Raw genomic sequence first — 18,830 nt, 5'->3', positions numbered from 1 at the left:
AATCCCGTCGGACTGTTCATGGAAGTGCTCCGTCCCCGTTGAGTGACCCACACCCGCCGGACAACCCGTGGAGCCAGGGCGCGGGGCGGGGTGCAGGACTCCATGGTTCGCCGTTCACGCGGGTTCATCACCCGTCCGTCGCGGTTTCGCTTCAACTGGCCCCGCTGGGCTAGCGTGGTCAACCATGCGTCTCGTCATTGCCCGCTGCTCCGTCGACTATGCCGGTCGGCTCTCCGCCCACCTGCCCTCCGCGACCCGCCTGATCCTGGTCAAGGCGGACGGGAGTGTCAGCATCCACGCCGACGACCGGGCCTACAAGCCCCTCAACTGGATGTCGCCCCCGTGCTCGCTGAAGCAGGACGGTGACGTCTGGACGGTGACCAACAAGGCCGGCGAGAAGCTGATCATCACGCTGGAGGAGGTGCAGCACGACTCCTCGCACGAGCTCGGGGTCGACCCCGGTCTGGTGAAGGACGGTGTCGAGGCGCACCTCCAGGAGCTGCTGGCCGACCGGATGGAGGTGCTCGGCGCCGGCTGGACCCTGGTCCGCCGCGAGTACCCCACCGCGATCGGCCCGGTGGACCTGCTCGGCCGGGACGCCGACGGCGCCACCGTCGCGATCGAGATCAAGCGGCGCGGCGAGATCGACGGCGTCGAGCAGCTCACCCGCTACCTGGAGCTGCTCAACCGCGACCCGCTGCTGGCCCCGGTCAGGGGCGTCTTCGCCGCGCAGGAGATCAAGCCGCAGGCCCGGGTGCTCGCCACCGACCGGGGCATCGGCTGCGTGGTGCTGGACTACGACGAGCTGCGCGGCATCGACGACGACAAGCTCAAGCTGTTCTAGCCGGCGGGCGGTGATCCCGGCGCCGTGCCGGTGTCGGTCGGCGTCGGGCTGGGCGGCGTCGGGGTCGGGGTCGGGGTCGCACTCGGGGTCGGTGTCGGTGTGCTCGACGGGCCCGGGTTGGACGGCGGCGGCGTGCTCGGCGCCGTGGGGCGCGAGGAGGACGGCTGCGGCGGGTTGGGCTGCTGGCTGGTCGGCGCGCTGGTGGACCTGCTCGCGCTCGGGGTCGAACTCGGCTTGCGGGTACCGCTCTTGGACGGGCTCGGGGATGTGGACGTGCTCGCCGACGGGCTCGGCGAGGGCTCGGGCTCCGAGGCACTCGGGGTCGGGCCCGGGCTCGCCGGGGCCGACGGGCTCCCGCTCGGGGCGATCTTGACGTCACCGGTGTAGACGCCCTCGTCCACCACCCCGTTGCCGCCGCCGCGGCCGGGCTCGTCCGTCCGGGCCAGGCTCAGCCCGACCGCCGTGCCGAGCACCCCGACCGCGAGCACCGCCGCCCCGGCCAGCACGGCCGTCCGGCGGCGGCCGCCCTTGGGGATGCTGCGGAAGCGCAGCGGCACCTGGGCGGCGATCGCCCGTATGACGGGCCGTCGGCCGCCACCCGGCCGGTCCGGGCCCTCGACCGCCCGGCCGCTCCCGGCCCGCAGCAGCGCCAGCATCCGGCGCCCGGCGGCGGTGCCCCGGGTCTCCGCCATCGCGGCCCGCAGCGAGAGCGCCGCCTCCAGCTCGCCGACGGCCGGGCCGGTCACCCCGGTGCAGGCCGCCAGCACGCCCAACTCCTGGTGGAACCAAGCCTCTTCACCGGTGGAGCCGAGAGCGCGGGCCGCCTCCAGGCCGATCTCCAGCACCTGCTCCCAGGCGCCCCAGCGCAGCGACAGCGCGAAGGCCGGGGCGGCGGCCCGGGCCAGGGCCAGCACCTCCTGCGGCCGGCCGGCCTCCTGGTCGGCGAGCAGCGCGCCGATCACCACCTCGGCCTCGGCGGCGAGTTGGGCCGGGCTGACCGAGCTGTGGCCGACCCACCAGGAGAAGTGGCGGGCCGCACCGAAGGCCACCTCGCCGGGCTCCCAGGCCTCCGCCAGGGTCTCCAACACCCCGTCGGTGAGCCGGTGGTGACCGCCGATCGAGACCGCCAGCCCGCACTCGGTGAGCTCCTGCAGCGCGCTCTCCCCCAGGCCCACGTCGATCAGGGCCGGCAGGTGCGGGGCGGTCGGGCACTCCCCGCCGAGCGCCACCGCCAGCAGCAGCACCGACCGGGCGGCCTCGCTCAGCCCGGCCGCCAGCCGCAGCGTGGGCGCGGCCGACTCGGCCACCGAGGGCAGCGGCACCGCGCGGCGCAGCTCACCCTCCAGCTCGGCCGGGTCCTCCGGCGCGGGGATCTCCTTGACCAGGCCGAACACCCGCCCCCGGTCCTCGTGTTCGGCCACCAGGGTGTCCACCTCGGCGTCCCGCTGCCGCAGCAGCGCGGCGGCCTGCACGAAGCGCAGCGGCAGGCCCTCGGACTCGAACCAGAGGTCGATCGCCCAGGCCCGCTCGTGCTCGTCCAGCGGACGGCCGGCCAGCCGGGCGATCAGCCCGAGGCAGGCCGGCCGGGACAGACCACCCACCAGGTGATCCAGCAGCCGGGAGCCGGGCGGAAGTTGGGGACTGCCGGGGGCGACCGAGATCAGGAACGCGCAGTCCGGAGCGGCGGACACCAGCTCCTCCAGCTCGGGGCCGCTCGGCTCGACGTCGTCGATCACCACCACGGCGCCCAACGGGGCGAGCAGATCCCGCAGTTGGTCCCGATCGGGGCGGAACGGAGCGGACCGGTGGGTGGCCGCGTAGAGGTCCTGGAGCAGATCGGCCGAGGTCCGCCGGTGCCCGGTCAGCCGCACCACCCCGTCCGGTGCCAGCTCGCCGGCCGCGTCCGCCACCGCGCCGAGCAGTGCGGTCCGGCCGGAGCCGCCCTGCCCCACCAGCCGCACCGAGCGGCCCTCCGCCAACAGGCCCAGCAGCTGGGCGACATCGGCCTCGCGGTCCAGCAGCGGCTGATCGGCGGCGGCCCCGCCCAGCGCCAGCGGCCCGACGGCGGCTGCGGTCGGACGGGCGCTGTCCGCCACCACCCGGCGCGGCTGCGGACGCCACTCGGGCGGGCACGGGCGGAACTCGGAGCCGTCGGCCCCGCCCACCACCAGCAGCCAGTCCCCGGTGACCAACTCACCACTCCGCTGGCGGGGCGTCTCCTGCCGGACGTCACCGGATGGCTGGTTCACGATCTCGCTCCGCCCCGTCTAGGCCGTCTGTCTGACCGGTGACTCTCGCACACCTGTGTCCGGGGACACTACCCGGGGCCGCGGCTGGCGCCCGAAGCGCGCCGGGGGCGCGGGGCCCGGCCAGTGCGCCGCTGCGTGGCGCGGACCTGCGGCCCGGGACGGCGGAGGTGGATCGGGGCAGCTCAGCCGGGCACCCGGGGCGCCGCCGGCCGGGTCCTCAGAGGACGACCGGCAGCGTGCTGCCGTAGGCGTCGGGGACGGCGCCCTCGACGGCGAGGATGCGGTGCAGCCGGGTGGCCACCAGCAGACGCTGCAACTGGGCCGGGACGGCGCGCAGCACCAGGCGGCGGCCGATCCGGCCGGCCCGGCGGTGGGTGCCCATGATGACGCCCAGCCCGGTGGCGTCCCAGAACTCCAGCCCGGTGAGATCGAGCACCAGATCGCCCTGGCCGGCGTCCACCGCCTGGTGCAGCCGGGCGCGCGCGTCGGCGGCGCTGCGGACGTCGAGGCGGCCGTGGATCGCCAGGCGCCGGTGGTCACCGGTGATGTGCACGCTCTCCTCCTCCGCGATCGGTCGCGCCTGCTGGTGGTCGTGGTGGCCCCCGTGGTGGCGGCCCGCACGGGTCCGGGTCACCACGGCCGGAACGGCCAGGACAGTCGGAATGCCGTCTCCCCCTCACCCATCTGACGGCGGATCAGCCGCTCAGGTTGCTGGTCCGCGCCGGTTGCGGACCAAGTTCACCCGTGCGATGGAATAGAGGGAATATACGCAGTCGAGGCCCACACCCACGCTCGATTCCCGCCCAAATCACCCGTGTGCGGCGGGGTCGTGAGCAAGCTCACCCACGCCCCGCCGCCGCGGGCTCACTTCTGGTAGCCGTAGAAGCCCTGACCGCTCTTGCGGCCGAGGTCCCCGGCGGTGACCATCCGGGCCATGATCTCCGGCGCGGCGAACTTCTCGTCCTGGGTCTCGGCGTAGATGTTGCGCGCCGCGTGCAGCAGGATGTCCACGCCGGTCAGGTCGGCGGTCTGCAGCGGGCCCATCGGGTGGCCGAAGCCGAGCCGGCAGGCGGTGTCGATGTCCTCGGCGCTGGCCACGCCCGACTCGTACAGCTTGGCCGCCTCGACCACCAGGGCGGTGATCAGACGGGTCGTCACGAAGCCGGCCACGTCGCGGTTGACCACCACGACCTCCTTGCCGACGCCCTCCGCGAAGGCCCGGGCCCGGGCCAGCGTCTCGTCGCTGGTCTTGTAGCCGCGCACCAGCTCGACCAGCTTCATCAGCGGCACCGGCGAGAAGAAGTGCACCCCGACCACGGACTCCGGCCGCGAGGTGGCGGCGGCGATCCGGGTGATCGGGATGGCGGAGGTGTTGGAGGCCAGCACGGCGCCGTCCTTGGCGAGCTTGTCCAGCTCGCGGAACACGCCCTCCTTGACGTCCAGTTGCTCGAACACCGCCTCGACCACGATGTCCGCCTCGGCGACCGCGCCGAGGTCGGTGGTGGTGGTGATCCGGCCGAGCGCGGCCTCCGCCTCGTCGGCGGTCAGCTTGCCCTTGGAGACGAACTTCTCGTACGAGGCCCGGATGCCGTCCAGTCCGCGCTGGAGCGCGGCGGCGGTGACGTCGCGCAGCACCACCGCGTGGCCGGCCTGCGCCGAGACCTGCGCGATGCCCGCGCCCATCAGACCCGCGCCGATGACGGCGATCCGCTGGTCCGCTACGTTGCCCATGGCTACCCCTAAGCTCCTGAAGGCGGCTCGTCGCAGGGATCACCCACCGGAGCCGCGCCGCTCACGCGCCGGACTCTAGTGCCCACGGGGCCAGGATGGTGCGATTGCGCCGTGTGATGCTGCTGACGTGCCCACGCTGGTCCGCGCTACTCCGGGACCAGCCCCAAGTCCTGCGCCAGGATGGCGGCCTGCACCCGGCTGCGCAGCTCCAGCTTGGCCAGGATCCGGCTGACGTGCGTCTTGGTGGTCGCCTCGGCCATCGCCAGCCGCTGCGCGATCTCACCGTTGGACAGCCCGGCACCGAGACAGGCCAGCACCTCCCGCTCGCGCGGGGTGAGCGCCGCCACCGCCTCCCGGGCCTTCGGCTGGTCCGGCCGCTCCGGCCGGGCGAAGGTGGCGATCAGACGGCGCGTCACCGAGGGGGCCAGCATGCCGTCCCCGGCGGCCACCGTCCGGACGCCCTCGATCAGCGCGTCCGCCTCCAGGTCCTTCAGCAGGAAGCCCGCCGCCCCGGCCCGCAGCGCGCCGTAGACGTACTCGTCCAGGTCGAAGGTGGTGAGCACCAGCACCCGCCCGGCGTCCGCCGCCACCACCTGCCGGGTGGCCGCCACGCCGTCCAGCCGCGGCATCTGCACGTCCATCAGCACCACGTCCGGCCGCAGCTCCAGCGCCATCCGGACGGCCGCCTCGCCGTCCGCCGCCTCGCCGACCACCTCGATCCCCGGCTCGGCCCCCAGGATCAGCACCAGCGCGGCCCGCACCGCCGCCTGGTCCTCGGCCACCAGCACCCGGATCACGTCCGTCACGCCCGTCCCTCGCTCTTCGGCTCGCGCGGCAGCACCGCACGCACCACCCAGCACTCCGCCACCGGCCCGGCGGTGAAGCCACCGCCCAGCAGCCCGGCCCGCTCGCCCATCCCGACCAGCCCCGCCCCGGCCCCGGGCAGCTCACGGCCGGCCCCGGCCCGGTGCGGGCTCTCCACCAGGATCTCCAACTCCTCGTCCCGGTACGACAACCGGACCTCCACCGCGCCCGGGGCGGCGTGCTTGAGCGCGTTGGTCAGCGCCTCCTGGACGATCCGGTAGGCGGCCAGCTCCACCGGCGCGGGCAGCTCGCCGCGCTCGCCCAGCTCGGTCAGCCGGAAGCCCAGCCCGGCCGCCCGGCCGCTCTCGGCGGCCTTGCCGACCAGGCTGTCCAGCGCCTCCAGCCGGGGCGCCGCGTGCTCCTCCTCGGCGTCCCCGGCCCGCAGCAGGCCGATCATCCGCCGCATCTCGGTCAGGCCCTGCACGCTGCTCTCCCGGATCACCGCCATCGAGGCCAGCAACGGGTCCGCCGCGTCCCGCCCCTGACGGCGTGCCAGGGCCTGCGCGCCGGTGGCGTGGATCGCGATGGCGGAGAGGTGGTTGGCCACCACGTCGTGCAGCTCCCGGGCCATCCTGGCGCGCTCCGAGACCACCGCCTCGCGCCGGTCCAGCTCGGCCAGCAGCGCCGTCTGCTCGGCCCGCAGCCGCTCGGTCTCGGCCCGGTCCCGGTGCTTGCGCACCAGGTCGGCGGTCCACACCGGCCCGAGGAAGACCAGCACGCAGACCACCACCGCGAGCAGCGCCTGCGCCACCGAGGTGGTGTACAGCCCGGCCCAGGAGCCCAGCACCACCGTGGTGCCCATCCCGGTCAGGTGCAGCACCTTGGACATCCGCGGCGAGCCGTACAGCACCGCCGCGTACAGCAGGTCGGTGTACATCACCAGCGAGGCGGCCAGCGAGCCGGCCCAGACCACCGGGCCGATCAGCAGCCCGCCCAGGGTGACCGTCCAGATCGGGTGGCTCCGGCGGAACAGCTCCAGCACCGCCAGCGCCGCCATCGGCACCAGCACCGCCCAGAGCGGCACGGTGGCCGAGCGGTCGTACGCGCCGAAGGCGATCAGCACCAGGCCGCCGAGCAGACCGCCGAGCGCGATCGCCCGGTCCTCCTGCCGCGGGGTGAGGTCGAGGTTGAGCACGCCCCCATCTCACCATCCCGCTCCGGCCCGCCCCGACCCGCCGTACGGAGGAGCGGTGTACATCGAAAGGCGCACGGCCCTCTCGCCACCGGCGACGATGACCGGTGCCCCGCTCCCCCGGGATGCTGGGAGCCAGGGAGGTACACCGTGATCGTCACACTGATCGTCGCCGGCGAGGTCGGGTTCTGGGTCCTGCTCGCCCTCGCCCTGGCCGTCCGCTACCTGCTGAGGTGGCGGACCGTCAGCACCGCGCTGCTGCTCGGCCTACCGCTGATCGACCTGGTGATCCTGGTGCTCACCGTCCTCGACCTGCGCGGCGGCACCACGGCGAGCTGGACGCACGGGCTGGCCGCGAGCTACGTCGGCTTCTCGGTCGCCTTCGGCCACTCGCTGGTGACCTGGGCCGACGGCCACTTCCAGCACCGCTTCGCCGGCGGCCCGAGGCCCCCGAAGGCGCCGAAGTACGGCGCGGCCCGGGCCGCGTACGAGTGGAGGATCTTCGCCCGCACCGCGCTCGCCGCCGTCATCACCGTCGGCCTGATCGCCGGGGTCACCTGGTTCGTCGGCGACCCGGAGCGGACCGCGGCGCTGAACGCCTGGTACCAGCGGATGGGCACGATCACCGCGATCAACCTGGTGATCGCCGGCAGCTACACGATCTGGCCCAAGCAGGAGAAGCGGAAGTCGGAGAGCCTGCTCTGACCCGCCGTCAGCGGTTCTCGCCCGGCACCCAGAGCACGTCGCCGCGCTCCTGGTTGGCCACCCGGGCCAGGATGAAGAGCAGGTCGGAGAGCCGGTTCAGGTACTTGGCGGTGAGCGGGTTCACCGAGCCGCCGTGCTCCTCGATCGCCGCCCAGGTGGCCCGCTCGGCCCGGCGGACCACGGTGCAGGCCAGGTGCAGGTGGGCGGCGCCGACGGTGCCGCCGGGGAGGATGAAGCTGCGCAGCTTCTCCAGCTGCTCCAGGTAGTGGTCGCAGTCCCCCTCCAGCCGGTCGATGTAGGACTGGAGCACCCGCAGCGGCGGGTACTTCGGGTCCTCCACCACCGGGGTGGCCAGGTCCGCACCGACGTCGAAGAGGTCGTTCTGGACCCGGGTCAGGACGGCCGCCACGTCCTCCGGCAGCTGCCCGACGGCCAGCGCCACCCCGATGGTGGCGTTGGCCTCGTTGGCGTCCGCGTAGGCGACCAGCCGGGGGTCGGTCTTGGTGGTGCGGCTCATGTCGCCGAGCGCGGTGGTGCCGTCGTCACCGGTCCGGGTGTAGATGCGCGTGAGGTTGACCATGCGCCGCACTCTAACGCCCACGGGGGCGGAGATCAGCCCCGCATCTCGTTGACGCAGATCAGGTTGCCCTCGCTGTCCTTGCAGTACGCCGAGGCACCGCCGGGCCACTCGATCACGCCGTCCACGGACGTGTAGTCCGGCAGGTCATACTCCTCGAACACCACGCCCCGGGCGCGGAGTTCGGCCATCTCGGCGCGCAGGTCCGGCACCTCGAAGGCGACCTGGGTGTGCCCGCCCCGGTCGGCGATCGAGGTCGGGAACAGCAGGATGGTGCTCCCGGCCACCTCGTAGAGGGCACCGCCCTCCATCTCCTTCGCCGGGGTCATCCCCAGCTTCTCCCGGTACCAGCCCTTGGCGCGGTCCAGGTCCACCACCGGGAGGGTGGTGGAGACGTTCCCCTGGGTCAACATGGTCGGCTCCCTTCCCGAAGAGCTCCCCTCCACCCAGTGTGGGCCGCTCAGGCGACGTTGACGCGCTGGCCGGGCGGGGCCGCCTCCAGCCAGGCCAGGAAGCCGGTGAGCGCGTCGTCGCTCATCGCCAGCTCCAGCGGGGCGCCGTTGTGCAGGCAGCGCAGCACCACCGAGCCGGAGAGCAGGGCGAGCTCCTCCTGGCCCTCCGGGTAGCGCCGGCCCAGCACCTCGATCTCCCGGCGCGGCAGCACCCGGCGCGGGCGCGGCGCGTAGGAGAACACCCGGAACCACTCGATCGAGTCACCGCTGTAGCGGCCGATACCAAAAACCCACCCCTTGCCGTCGGTCACCGGGACCGGGGCTGAGGTGGGTTGGCCGTTCTCGTCGAGATCCGGCTGCGTCGAGGCGTCGGCGGGCATTTTGAGGCGGTAACTGCAGTCGAACGTTCCGCCTACTCGCTGGATCACCCGGCGGCGGACCGCGAAGGCGACCAGGCCGAGTACAGAGAGCGCCACCACCGCGGCGCACACCAGAAGGGCGAGGACCATGCTCACCGACCTCCTCGCTACCCACATCCCCGTTTGCCGGTCGTATCAACGACCCGGCACTGACCTACCAACTGATACGACAGTCCCGGGGTCACGCTCTCGCGTCCCCGGGACCGTCGGTCGTGCGTACTGCTGAAACTCAGGCGGCCTTGCGGCGGCCGGCCGCCACCAGGCGGACCTCGGCGCGACGCTCGGCGTGCGCGTCGAGCTCGCTCTTCGCGGTCTCCAGCGCGCGCTCGGCGCGGGCGACATCGATCTCGTCCGCCAGCTCGGCGATCTCCGCCAACAGCGACAGCTTGTTGTCGGCGAAGGAGATGAAGCCGCCGTGCACGGCCGCGATCACGGTGCCGCCATCGGTGGTGCGGATGGTGACCGGGCCACTCTCCAGCACGCTCAGCACCGGGGTGTGCCCCGGCATGATGCCGGTGTCACCGGAGGCCGTACGGGCGACGACGATGGTGGCCGCACCGGACCACACCTTGCGGTCGGCTGCGACCAGCTCGACGTGCAGCTCAGCCAACGTGGGCTCCTAGGCTCTTGCAACCACCGGATGACCCGGTGATTGCGGTAAGAATAACGGGCCCGCGGCCCCGGCAGGAAACCAAGGACACGGAGATGACCGGGATCACAGCGGACGTCCGGTCGCACGGCCGCTCTGAGCCGTGAGGGGTGGCCCCCAGGGACGGGGACCACCCCTCACGGTCAGTCAGCCATCAGGCCGGGCCGGCTACTTCTTGGCCAGCTCGGCGGCGTTGCGCTCGAGGTCCTCGATGCCACCGCACATGAAGAAGGCCTGCTCCGGGACGGAGTCGTACTTGCCGTCCGCGATGCGGTTGAACGCCTCGATGGTCTCGGCCAGCGGGACGGTCGAACCCTCGACACCGGTGAACTGCTTCGCCACGTAGGTGTTCTGCGAGAGGAAGCGCTCGATCCGACGTGCGCGGTGCACGGTGATCTTGTCGTCCTCGGACAGCTCGTCGATGCCGAGGATCGCGATGATGTCCTGGAGGTCCTTGTACTTCTGCAGGATCCCCTTGATGCGGATCGCCGTGTCGTAGTGGTCCTGCGCGATGTAGCGCGGGTCCAGGATGCGAGACGTGGAGTCCAGCGGGTCGACGGCGGGGTAGATGCCCTTCTCCGAGATCGGACGGGACAGAACCGTCGTCGCGTCGAGGTGGGCGAAGGTGGTGGCCGGGGCCGGGTCGGTCAGGTCGTCCGCGGGGACGTAGATCGCCTGCATCGAGGTGATCGAGTGACCGCGGGTCGAGGTGATGCGCTCCTGCAGGAGGCCCATCTCGTCGGCCAGGTTCGGCTGGTAGCCCACCGCGGAGGGCATGCGGCCGAGCAGGGTCGACACCTCGGAACCGGCCTGGGTGAACCGGAAGATGTTGTCGATGAACAGGAGCACGTCCTGCTGCTCGACGTCACGGAAGTACTCCGCCATGGTCAGCGCGGAGAGCGCGACCCGCAGACGGGTGCCCGGCGGCTCGTCCATCTGGCCGAAGACCAGCGCGGTCTTGTCCAGAACGCCCGAGTCGACCATCTCGTGGATGAGGTCGTTGCCCTCACGGGTGCGCTCGCCGACACCGGCGAACACCGACACACCACCGAAGTTCTCGGCGACGCGGTAGATCATCTCCTGGATCAGAACGGTCTTGCCGACACCGGCACCACCGAACAGACCGATCTTGCCACCCTGGACGTACGGGGTGAGCAGGTCGATGACCTTGATGCCGGTCTCGAACATCTCGGTCTTCGACTCGAGGTCCGCGAAGTTCGGCGCCTTGCGGTGGATCGGCCACTTGACCTCGACCTGGGCCTCGAACTCGGCCGCGTCGACGTTCAGCACCTCGCCGAGGGCGTTGAAGACCTTGCCCTTGGTGATCTGGCCGACCGGGACGGAGATCGCCGAACCGGTGTCGGAGACCTGCGCGCCACGGACCAGACCGTCGGTCGGCTGCATCGAGATGCCGCGGATCAGGCCGTCGCCGAGGTGCTGCGCGACCTCGAGGGTCAGCACCTTCTTGCCCGAGCCGTCGGGGTTGTCCACCTCGACCTTGAGGGCGTTGTACATGTCCGGAATCGCGTCGACGGGGAACTCCACGTCGACGACCGGGCCGATGACCCGCGCGACGCGGCCCGTCGCCGTGGTCGGCTCAACAGTGGTGGTCATTCTCATTCGCTCCCGCGGCTAGCGTCGGCGAGGGCGTTGGCACCGCCGACGATCTCGCTGATTTCCTGGGTGATCTCGGCCTGACGGGCCGAGTTGGCAAGCCGCGTGAGCGACTTGATGAGCTCTCCCGCGTTGTCGGTCGCGGACTTCATCGCGCGCCGGCGGGCGGCGTGCTCCGAAGCGGCCGACTGCAGCAGCGCGTTGTAGATCCGGCTCTCGACGTACCGCGGCAGCAGGGCGTCGAGGACGCCCTCGGCCGACGGCTCGAAGTCGTACAGCGGGAAGATCTCGGCCTTGGCCGACTTCTCCGTGCTGAGCTTGACCTCGTCGAGCTTCAGCGGCAGCAGACGCGCGTCCTGCGCGGTCTGCGTCAGCATCGACTCGAACTTGGTCGACACCAGGTGCAGCTCGTCCACGCCACCGGTCTCGGCCGTGAAGGCCTCGATCAGGTCGCTGGAGACCGCCTTGGCGTCACCGTAGGTCGGCTTGTCGGAGAATCCCGTCCACGATCCCGCGACCTCGAGGCTGCGGAAGTTGTAGTACGAGACGCCCTTGCGGCCGACGATGTACGTCGCGACGTCCTTGCCCTCGGCCTTCAGCCGCGCGGTGAGCGCGACCGCCGCCTTGATGGCGTTGGTCGAGTAGCCACCGGCCAGACCGCGGTCCGCGGTGATCACCAGGACGGCGGCGCGGGTGGCGCCGGCCTTCTCGGTGGTCAGCGGGTGCTTGGCGTTGGACCGGGTGGCCACCGCCGTCACCGCCCGGGTGAGCTCGTCGGCGTACGGAGTGGAGGCGGCCACCGCGCGCTGCGCCTTGACGATGCGCGACGCGGAGATCATCTCCATCGCCTTGGTGATCTTCTTCGTCGCGGTGACAGAGCGGATCCGGCGCTTGTAGACCCGAAGCTGTGCTCCCATGGGTCGTTACGTCCTTTCCCTCGCTACCGGACTCAGGCCTGCTCGCCGAGCAGCTTGCCGTCGGCGGTGGTGAAGCCCTGCTTGAAGGAGGCGATCGACTCGGTCAGCGCGTCGATGGTGCCGTCCTCGAGCTTCGAGGTCTCGACGATGCCCGCCAGCAGCTCCTTCTTGGAGGTGCGCAGGAAGTCGAGGAACTCGCGCTCGAAGCGGCGGATGTCGGCGACCGGGACGTCGTCCAGCTTGCCCGTGGTGCCGGCCCAGATCGAGACGACCTGCTCCTCCACCGGGAACGGCTGGTACTGACCCTGCTTCAGCAGCTCGACCATGCGGGCACCGCGCTCCAGCTGCGCCTTGGAGGCCGGGTCCAGGTCGGAACCGAAGGCGGCGAACGCCTCCAGCTCGCGGTACTGGGCCAGGTCCAGGCGGAGGCGGCCGGCGACCGACTTCATGGCCTTGATCTGGGCGGAGCCACCGACGCGGGAGACCGAGATGCCGACGTTCACGGCCGGGCGGATGCCGGCATTGAACAGGTCGGACTCCAGGAAGCACTGGCCGTCGGTGATGGAGATGACGTTGGTCGGGATGTACGCCGAGACGTCGTTGGCCTTGGTCTCGATGATCGGCAGACCGGTCATCGAGCCGGCGCCCAGCTCGTCGGAGAGCTTGGCGCAGCGCTCCAGCAGGCGGGAGTGCAGGTAGAAGACGTCACCCGGGTAGGCCTCGCGGCCCGGCGGACGACGGAGCAGCAGCGACACCGAGCGGTACGCCTCGGCCTGCTTCGACAGGTCGTCGAAGATGATGAGGACGTGCTTGCCGTCGTACATCCACTCCTGGCCGATGGCCGAACCGGTGTACGGGGCGAGGTACTTGAAGCCGGCCGGGTCGGAGGCGGGAGCAGCCACGATGGTGGTGTACTCCAGCGCGCCGGCCTCCTCCAGGGCGCCGCGGACCGACGCGATGGTCGAGCCCTTCTGGCCGACGGCGACGTAGATGCAGCGGACCTGCTTCTTCGGGTCGCCCGACTTCCAGTTGTCGCGCTGGTTGATGATCGTGTCGATCGCCACCGCGGTCTTGCCGGTCTGGCGGTCGCCGATGATCAGCTGGCGCTGGCCGCGGCCGATCGGGGTCATCGCGTCGATGGCCTTGATGCCGGTCTGCATCGGCTCGTGCACCGACTTGCGGACCATGACGCCGGGGGCCTGCAGCTCCAGGGCACGACGGCCGGTGGAGGCGACGTCGCCCAGACCGTCGATCGGGTTGCCCAGCGGGTCCACGACGCGACCGAGGTAACCGTCGCCGACCGGGACGGAGAGGACCTCGCCGGTGCGGTGCACCGTCTGGCCCTCCTCGATGCCGCTGAACTCGCCGAGGACGACGACACCGATCTCGCGCGCCTCGAGGTTCAGCGCGAGGCCGAGGGTGCCGTCCTCGAACTTCAGCAGCTCGTTGGCCATGACCGAGGGCAGACCCTCGACCTTGGCAATACCGTCCATGGCCTCGGTGACCGTGCCGACCTCTTCACGCGAGGCCGCGTCCGGCTGGTACGACTGGACAAAGCCGGCCAGCGCGTCCCGGATCTCCTCCGGACGGATCGTAAGCTCCGCCATCAGGCTTCCCTGCTCTCCTAGTTTGCGATCCTCGGCCCGCCATTGAGGGCCGCAAGTATTCGACTCTCGGCCGGGTCGTGCGAACCGGCCGTACGTTTTGCCGGCTCCTGCGGAACCGGTTCCCGACCGAGGGTCGGATGGTGCTGGTGCGTCAGCCTTCGAGGGCCTGGCGAGCGCCTTCGAGGCGGCTCGACACGGTGCCGTCGATGATCTCGTCACCGATCTGCACCCGGACACCGCCCTGGACCGTGGGGTCCACGTCGATGTTCAGGTGCACCTGGCGGCCGTAGAGCCGGCCCAGCGAAGTCGCCAGGCGGTCCTTCTGACCGTCCGACAGCGGAACGGCGGTGGTGACCAGGGCCACCACGCGGTCCCGCCGGGCGGCGGCGAGCTTGGAGTAGGACTCCAGGCCCTGCTCCAGGCTACGTCCACGCGGGTTGGTGACCAGGGCGGTGACCAGACGGGCGGTGCCCGCGTTGGCCCGGCCGCCGAGCAGCTTCTTGATCAGCTCCGCCTTGGCGGCGGTGCCGGCCTTCGGCTCGGTCAGGGCGCCGCGCAGCTCGTGCGAGCCGCTGACGATCCGGCCGAAGCGGAACAGCTCGTCCTCGACGTCGTCCAGCTGACCGGCCTTGTCGGCGGCGATGACCTCGGCGTAGGCGCCGAGCTCCTCGACCGCGTCCACCAGGTCACGGCCACCGGACCAGCGGGACCGGACCAGGCCGGACAGCAGGTCCACGGTCTCGCCGGAGACCTGGCCGCCGAGCAGCGTGGTGACGAACTGGGCCTTGTCCTGACCGTCCCGCGCGGGGTCGGTCAGCACCCGGCGCAGCGAGACCTCGCGGTCCAGCAGCGCCGTCACGGCGGTGAGCTCCTCGGCGAGCTTGCCGGCGTCCACCGAGGTGGCGTCGGTCAGGCTCTCGAGGTTCTTCCGGCCGGCGGCCAGGGCCTCACGGCTGGCGCCGATCACTTGGACGCACCCTGGGCCGCAGAGGCCTTGGCCTCCAGGTCGTCCAGGAAGCGGTCGATCACGCCGCTCTGCCGGGCGGAGTCCTCGAGGGACTCGCCGACGATGCGGGAGGCGAGCTGCGCGGCGAGCGAGCCGACGTCCTGCCGCAGGACCGCGGTGGCCTGCTTCTTGTCGGCGTCGATCTGCGCGTGACCGGCGGCGACGATGGCCTCGCGCTGACGCTGGCCCTCCTCGCGCATCTCGGCGATCAGGGCAGCGCCCTGCTCACGAGCCTGCTCGGTGATGCGAGCCGCCTCGTGACGCGCCTCGGAGAGCTCGGCACGGTACTGCTCAAGCAGGGCCTGGGCCTCGGCCTGAGCAGCGTCCGCGCGCTCCATGCCGCCCTCGATCGCGTCCCGGCGGTCCGCCAGCACCTTCTCGATGCTGGGGAGGAGCTTCTTGCCGAGGATGCCGAAGACGATGAAGAAGCAGAGCAGGCCGATGACGACCTCGGGCCACGCGGGAAGCAGGGGGTTCATCTTCTCCCCCTCCTCCGCGAGGAGGAGTGCCACGGAGGCGCTCATATCTGAACCTTTCGTCGAAAAGGGCTAGACAGTATCCGCGAGGAATTAGCTGCCGGTGCCGAAGACGAACGGCATGACGATGCCGATGAGGGCGAGCGCCTCGGTCAGCGCGAAGCCGATGAACATGTTGGAACGGATCAGGCCGGCAGCCTCGGGCTGACGGGCCATGGCCTGGACACCGTTGCCGAAGATCAGACCAACGCCGATGCCGGGGCCGATCGCGGCGAGGCCGTAACCGACGGAGGCGATGGAACCGGTGAGCTCAGCGAGCTGTGCCATTTCAGCTGTCCTTTTCGGGGTGTGAACCGGCGGTGGTTGGCCACCGGCAGTACTGGGGGGGTCGGGCTGGGTGCTACAGCGGACTCAGTGCGCCTCTTCGAGCGCACCGGCGATGTAGCTGCTGGCGAGCATCACGAAGATGTACGCCTGCAGGAACTGGACCAGCAGCTCGAAGGCGGTCAGGGCGATGGTCACCACGAAGGAGACCGACCCGTACAGCGCGCCGAGGCTCGGGCTGAGCAGGTACCAGGAAGCGATGGAGAACATCACGATCAGCAGGTGGCCCGCGAACATGTTCGCGAAGGCTCGGACCGCGAGCGTGAAGGGGCGCACGAAGATGTTCGAGAAGAACTCGATCGGCACCAGGATGAACATGACCCAGCCCGGGATGCCCGACGGCCAGCAGAGGTTCTTCATGCCACCGACGAAGCCGTGCTGCTTGAAGGTCAGGAACATGTAGGTGAACCAGACCACGGCGGCAAGGCCGGCCGGGAACGCAATCGCCGCCATCACAGGGAACTGTGCGAAGGGGATGATCGACATGATGTTCATGATCCAGATGAAGAAGAACATCGAGACCAGCATCGGGACGAACTTCTCGCCCTTCTTGCCGATCGTCTCCAGCACGATGGACCGCTTGACGAAGTCGTAGCCGATCTCGCCGACCAGCTGCATCTTGCCCGGGAGGAGCTTCGGCTTGGCGAAGGCTGCCCAGAAGAAGGCGATGACCAGGAAGGCGCAGAAGAAGGCCAGCAGCATCGGCTTGTTGAACTCGATGCTCCCGATCGTGAAGATCGGCTTGAACTGGAACTCGTTCAGGCCCGGAGCGGGGAATCCGCAGCCAAGGTCATCAAAGTGGCAGCTGCCCCCAGAGGCGAGCAACGTGAGTTCAGCACTCACCACGGACTCCTTCGTCATGACGCATGGTTACGGCAACCTCGGTGTGTCGGCGCGGCCTGGGGCCACGGTGCGGCACTGGAACTTGGTGGGTCTCTCGCCAACCCAGCGCGGACTCGCACGGAACCGCGGGATCGTTGAAGACTGTCTGAGTCCGGGGGGCGATCCGTCCGCTGGGCGGAGGGACCTGGCCGCTTCCCGTACTCGTTCGTCGCGACGGACGATAGCAGTCCGTCAGGACGGCATAAACACCGCCCCCCTCGACCGAGGGACAGGCAGGCCGGCTCACGGCTTGCTGTCCTTCTTCGGTGAGGAAGCGGTCTCGACGTAGTAGAGCTTGGCCTTCATGCCGGCGCGGACCTGGAAACCGGTCCAGATCAGAACGCAGCCGAGCAACGTGAAGGCGAACACCTTGGTGTCGAAGAGCGTCGTGTCCCTGAACACCGCGAGCACGATGCCGACCAGCAGGACCTGCGTGGTGTACACCAGCAGCGCGGCGGCCATCATCATCTGCGGGTTGTTCCTGGTCAGTCGCTCCAGCGCGACCTGGCCGAAGGCGAAGAACGCCAGCACCAGCAGGGTCGCGAAGAGGGCACCGATCAACCCCTTGCTGCCCACCACCACGGTGGAGACGGCAGTGGCGACGGCCCCGGCGACCGCAGTGGAGATTGCGGCGCCGCGGAGGGGGATCCGGGCGTCGTGGGACGGCATGTCGGCAACTCCGGCGGCATGTCGAGAACGGGGGACGGCGCTTGGGACGCGATGTGGGACCGCACCGAGGACCCCTGCCGCTGACCCGGCCGCCCGACGGCGAGCCCGTCGAGGAAGCCTGACCAGGGACGGAAGTCCTCCACCTGTCAGGTCTTTCGGCGTGTACTCGGTACTCGTGAACGGTATCACAAACTATTTGATTAGAGCTTTACCATGCAGGTGTGGCACCTGTCACACCAAGGGAGCAATCGTGCCGCCGTACGGGTGACGGCAGTTGACGGCCCGTCAGGCGACGCCCGGTCAGCCCCGCGGGCCCCGCTGGGCCCCGCCGACCGCTGTGGCACCGGTGCCGAGCCGGCCGAGCAGCTCCTCGTCCTCCACGGACAGCTCGGCCTCGACCGAAACCTCGGCGACCTGCGGCGGAGCCGCCTTGCGGTACCGGGGCGGCACGAAGGCCTGGACCGCGTGCGGGGCGCGCGGGCGGAACCGCGGCATCAGCAGCACCACGATGCCGAGCAGGCAGAGCCCGGCCATCCCGAGCACCAGGGCGCGGCCCCGGCCGGGGACCGAGAAGGCCACGGTGCCGAAGGCGATCAGCGCGGCCCAGAAGTACATGATCAGCACCGCCCGGCTGTGCGAGTGCCCGACCTGGAGCAGCCGGTGGTGCAGGTGCTGCTTGTCCGCCGCGAACGGCGACTTGCCCGCCCAGGTGCGGCGCACCACCGCGAGCAGCAGGTCGGCCAGCGGCAGCGCGATCACCGTCAGCGGCAGCAGCAGCGGGATGTAGATCGGCACCAGCTCGTGCACGGTGGCGGTCTGCGAGCCGGTCTGCGCGGTGATCAGGTCGGGGTCGACGCGGCCGGTGATGGAGATGGCGGCGACCGCCAGCATCAGGCCGAGCATCATCGAGCCGGAGTCGCCCATGAAGATCCGGGCCGGGTGCAGGTTGTGCGGCAGGAAGCCCAGGCACATCCCGATCAGCAGCGCGCTGAACAGCACGGCGGGGGCCGCGTCGTTGATCCCGTAGCCGTACCAGAGCCGGTACGAGTAGAGGAAGAACGCCATCGCGGCGATGCAGACCATCCCGCCGGCCAGGCCGTCCAGGCCGTCGATGAAGTTCACCGCGTTCACCATGACCACCACCAGGGTGACCGAGATGATCATGCCCATGGTGGGGGTGACCGCGACCGGGCCGACGCCCGGCACCGGGATCGAGATCACCGTGACGCCCTGCCAGACCATGACGCCGGCGGCGATCATCTGACCGCCGAGCTTCACCAGCGCGTCCACGCCCCACTTGTCGTCCAGCACGCCGAGCAGCCACATGATGCCGGCCCCGGCGAGCAGTGCCCGGATGTCCGCCGCCTGGATGAACAGCCCACTCAGCTTGGTGAGTTGGGAGGCCACCAGCAGGCCCGCGCAGAGCCCGCCGAACATCGCGATGCCGCCGAGGCGGGGGGTCGGTTCGCGGTGCACGTCGCGGGCCCGGACCGGCGGCATGGCGCCGGCCAGGATGGCGAACTTCCGCACCGGGCCGGTCAGCAGGTAGGTGACGGCCGCGGTGACGAACAGCACCAGCAGATACTCACGCACCACTGGCCTCCGGTGTGACGGTCTGACGGTCGGATACCGAAGGTACCCCCGTGGCTGCCC

General features: G+C 70.8%; 20 protein-coding genes. 2 read left to right on the top strand and 18 right to left on the bottom strand.

The features are described from left to right. Positions 1 to 184: 184 nt before the first annotated feature. Positions 185 to 844 (top strand): endonuclease NucS, encoded by a 660-nt coding sequence (nucS, locus tag ACIRBX_RS21760; protein WP_402298701.1) that lies wholly within the window; start codon positions 185 to 187, stop codon positions 842 to 844. Here the strand turns inward: nucS and ACIRBX_RS21755 are convergent. The 5 genes from ACIRBX_RS21755 to ACIRBX_RS21735 form a co-directional block, all read right to left on the bottom strand. Continuing rightward, complete coding sequence (locus ACIRBX_RS21755) at positions 841 to 3,093, bottom strand: ATP-binding protein (protein WP_402298700.1); 2,253 nt, start codon at positions 3,091 to 3,093, stop codon at positions 841 to 843. The two genes, nucS and ACIRBX_RS21755, sit on opposite strands and share 4 nt — an antisense overlap. Positions 3,094 to 3,310: 217 nt before the next feature. Beyond that, positions 3,311 to 3,646, bottom strand: a complete 336-nt coding sequence (locus ACIRBX_RS21750) for an STAS domain-containing protein (RefSeq protein WP_402298699.1) — start codon at positions 3,644 to 3,646, stop codon at positions 3,311 to 3,313. 311 nt (positions 3,647 to 3,957) lie between these two features. After that, complete coding sequence (locus ACIRBX_RS21745) at positions 3,958 to 4,824, bottom strand: 3-hydroxyacyl-CoA dehydrogenase family protein (RefSeq protein WP_402298698.1); 867 nt, start codon at positions 4,822 to 4,824, stop codon at positions 3,958 to 3,960. 146 nt (positions 4,825 to 4,970) lie between these two features. After that, the gene (locus ACIRBX_RS21740; RefSeq protein WP_402298800.1) at positions 4,971 to 5,621 is read right to left on the bottom strand and encodes a response regulator; all 651 of its coding nucleotides are present in this window, start codon (positions 5,619 to 5,621) and stop codon (positions 4,971 to 4,973) included. A 5-nt stretch (positions 5,622 to 5,626) separates the two neighbouring features. Then, positions 5,627 to 6,823 (bottom strand): sensor histidine kinase, encoded by a 1,197-nt coding sequence (locus ACIRBX_RS21735; RefSeq protein WP_402298697.1) that lies wholly within the window; start codon positions 6,821 to 6,823, stop codon positions 5,627 to 5,629. 147 nt (positions 6,824 to 6,970) lie between these two features. Between ACIRBX_RS21735 and ACIRBX_RS21730 the strand changes: the two genes are divergently transcribed. After that, positions 6,971 to 7,525, top strand: a complete 555-nt coding sequence (locus ACIRBX_RS21730; RefSeq protein ID WP_402298696.1) for a hypothetical protein — start codon at positions 6,971 to 6,973, stop codon at positions 7,523 to 7,525. A 7-nt stretch (positions 7,526 to 7,532) separates the two neighbouring features. Here ACIRBX_RS21730 and ACIRBX_RS21725 read toward each other — a convergent pair whose 3' ends face one another. The 13 genes from ACIRBX_RS21725 to ACIRBX_RS21665 all read right to left on the bottom strand — a co-directional run bounded on the left by ACIRBX_RS21725 (position 7,533) and on the right by ACIRBX_RS21665 (position 18,770). Then, positions 7,533 to 8,105, bottom strand: a complete 573-nt coding sequence (locus tag ACIRBX_RS21725; RefSeq protein WP_402298695.1) for a cob(I)yrinic acid a,c-diamide adenosyltransferase — start codon at positions 8,103 to 8,105, stop codon at positions 7,533 to 7,535. A 32-nt stretch (positions 8,106 to 8,137) separates the two neighbouring features. Beyond that, a complete protein-coding gene (locus ACIRBX_RS21720) occupies positions 8,138 to 8,515 on the bottom strand; it encodes a VOC family protein (protein WP_402298694.1) in 378 nt (125 codons plus the stop codon). Between the two features lie 47 nt (positions 8,516 to 8,562). After that, entirely contained in the window at positions 8,563 to 9,063 is a 501-nt protein-coding gene (locus ACIRBX_RS21715) for a DUF2550 domain-containing protein (protein WP_402298693.1), read from the bottom strand. 139 nt (positions 9,064 to 9,202) lie between these two features. Continuing rightward, positions 9,203 to 9,583, bottom strand: coding sequence for a F0F1 ATP synthase subunit epsilon (locus tag ACIRBX_RS21710; protein WP_104818316.1), 381 nt, complete (start codon positions 9,581 to 9,583; stop codon positions 9,203 to 9,205). Positions 9,584 to 9,790: 207 nt separating this feature from the next. Then, positions 9,791 to 11,236, bottom strand: a complete 1,446-nt coding sequence (atpD, locus tag ACIRBX_RS21705; protein WP_402298692.1) for a F0F1 ATP synthase subunit beta — start codon at positions 11,234 to 11,236, stop codon at positions 9,791 to 9,793. A 2-nt stretch (positions 11,237 to 11,238) separates the two neighbouring features. Next, on the bottom strand, positions 11,239 to 12,153 hold the full coding sequence (locus ACIRBX_RS21700; RefSeq protein WP_402298691.1) for a F0F1 ATP synthase subunit gamma: 915 nt from the start codon (positions 12,151 to 12,153) through the stop codon (positions 11,239 to 11,241). Between the two features lie 32 nt (positions 12,154 to 12,185). Continuing rightward, a complete protein-coding gene (gene atpA / locus ACIRBX_RS21695; RefSeq protein WP_402298690.1) occupies positions 12,186 to 13,760 on the bottom strand; it encodes a F0F1 ATP synthase subunit alpha in 1,575 nt (524 codons plus the stop codon). A 151-nt stretch (positions 13,761 to 13,911) separates the two neighbouring features. Continuing rightward, on the bottom strand, positions 13,912 to 14,727 hold the full coding sequence (locus tag ACIRBX_RS21690) for a F0F1 ATP synthase subunit delta (RefSeq protein WP_402298689.1): 816 nt from the start codon (positions 14,725 to 14,727) through the stop codon (positions 13,912 to 13,914). Beyond that, positions 14,724 to 15,290: a F0F1 ATP synthase subunit B gene (locus tag ACIRBX_RS21685; protein ID WP_402298688.1), complete on the bottom strand. Its 567-nt coding sequence runs from the start codon at positions 15,288 to 15,290 to the stop codon at positions 14,724 to 14,726. The genes ACIRBX_RS21690 and ACIRBX_RS21685 overlap by 4 nt, the downstream gene beginning before the upstream one ends. Before the next feature lie 45 nt (positions 15,291 to 15,335). Continuing rightward, entirely contained in the window at positions 15,336 to 15,569 is a 234-nt protein-coding gene (atpE, locus tag ACIRBX_RS21680) for an ATP synthase F0 subunit C (protein ID WP_057226856.1), read from the bottom strand. A gap of 84 nt (positions 15,570 to 15,653) precedes the next feature. Next, a complete protein-coding gene (gene atpB, locus ACIRBX_RS21675) occupies positions 15,654 to 16,487 on the bottom strand; it encodes a F0F1 ATP synthase subunit A (protein ID WP_402298687.1) in 834 nt (277 codons plus the stop codon). A gap of 264 nt (positions 16,488 to 16,751) precedes the next feature. After that, complete coding sequence (locus tag ACIRBX_RS21670; RefSeq protein WP_402298686.1) at positions 16,752 to 17,177, bottom strand: hypothetical protein; 426 nt, start codon at positions 17,175 to 17,177, stop codon at positions 16,752 to 16,754. Between the two features lie 300 nt (positions 17,178 to 17,477). Then, complete coding sequence (locus tag ACIRBX_RS21665) at positions 17,478 to 18,770, bottom strand: MraY family glycosyltransferase (RefSeq protein ID WP_402298685.1); 1,293 nt, start codon at positions 18,768 to 18,770, stop codon at positions 17,478 to 17,480. Positions 18,771 to 18,830 lie beyond the last annotated feature (60 nt).

It is taken from the genome of Kitasatospora sp. NPDC096147 (assembly GCF_044763225.1).
Taxonomy (GTDB): Bacteria; Actinomycetota; Actinomycetes; order Streptomycetales; family Streptomycetaceae; genus Kitasatospora.
The sequence above is the reverse complement of the archived record's forward strand: the minus strand, read 5'-3'. Positions and strand labels throughout refer to the sequence as shown.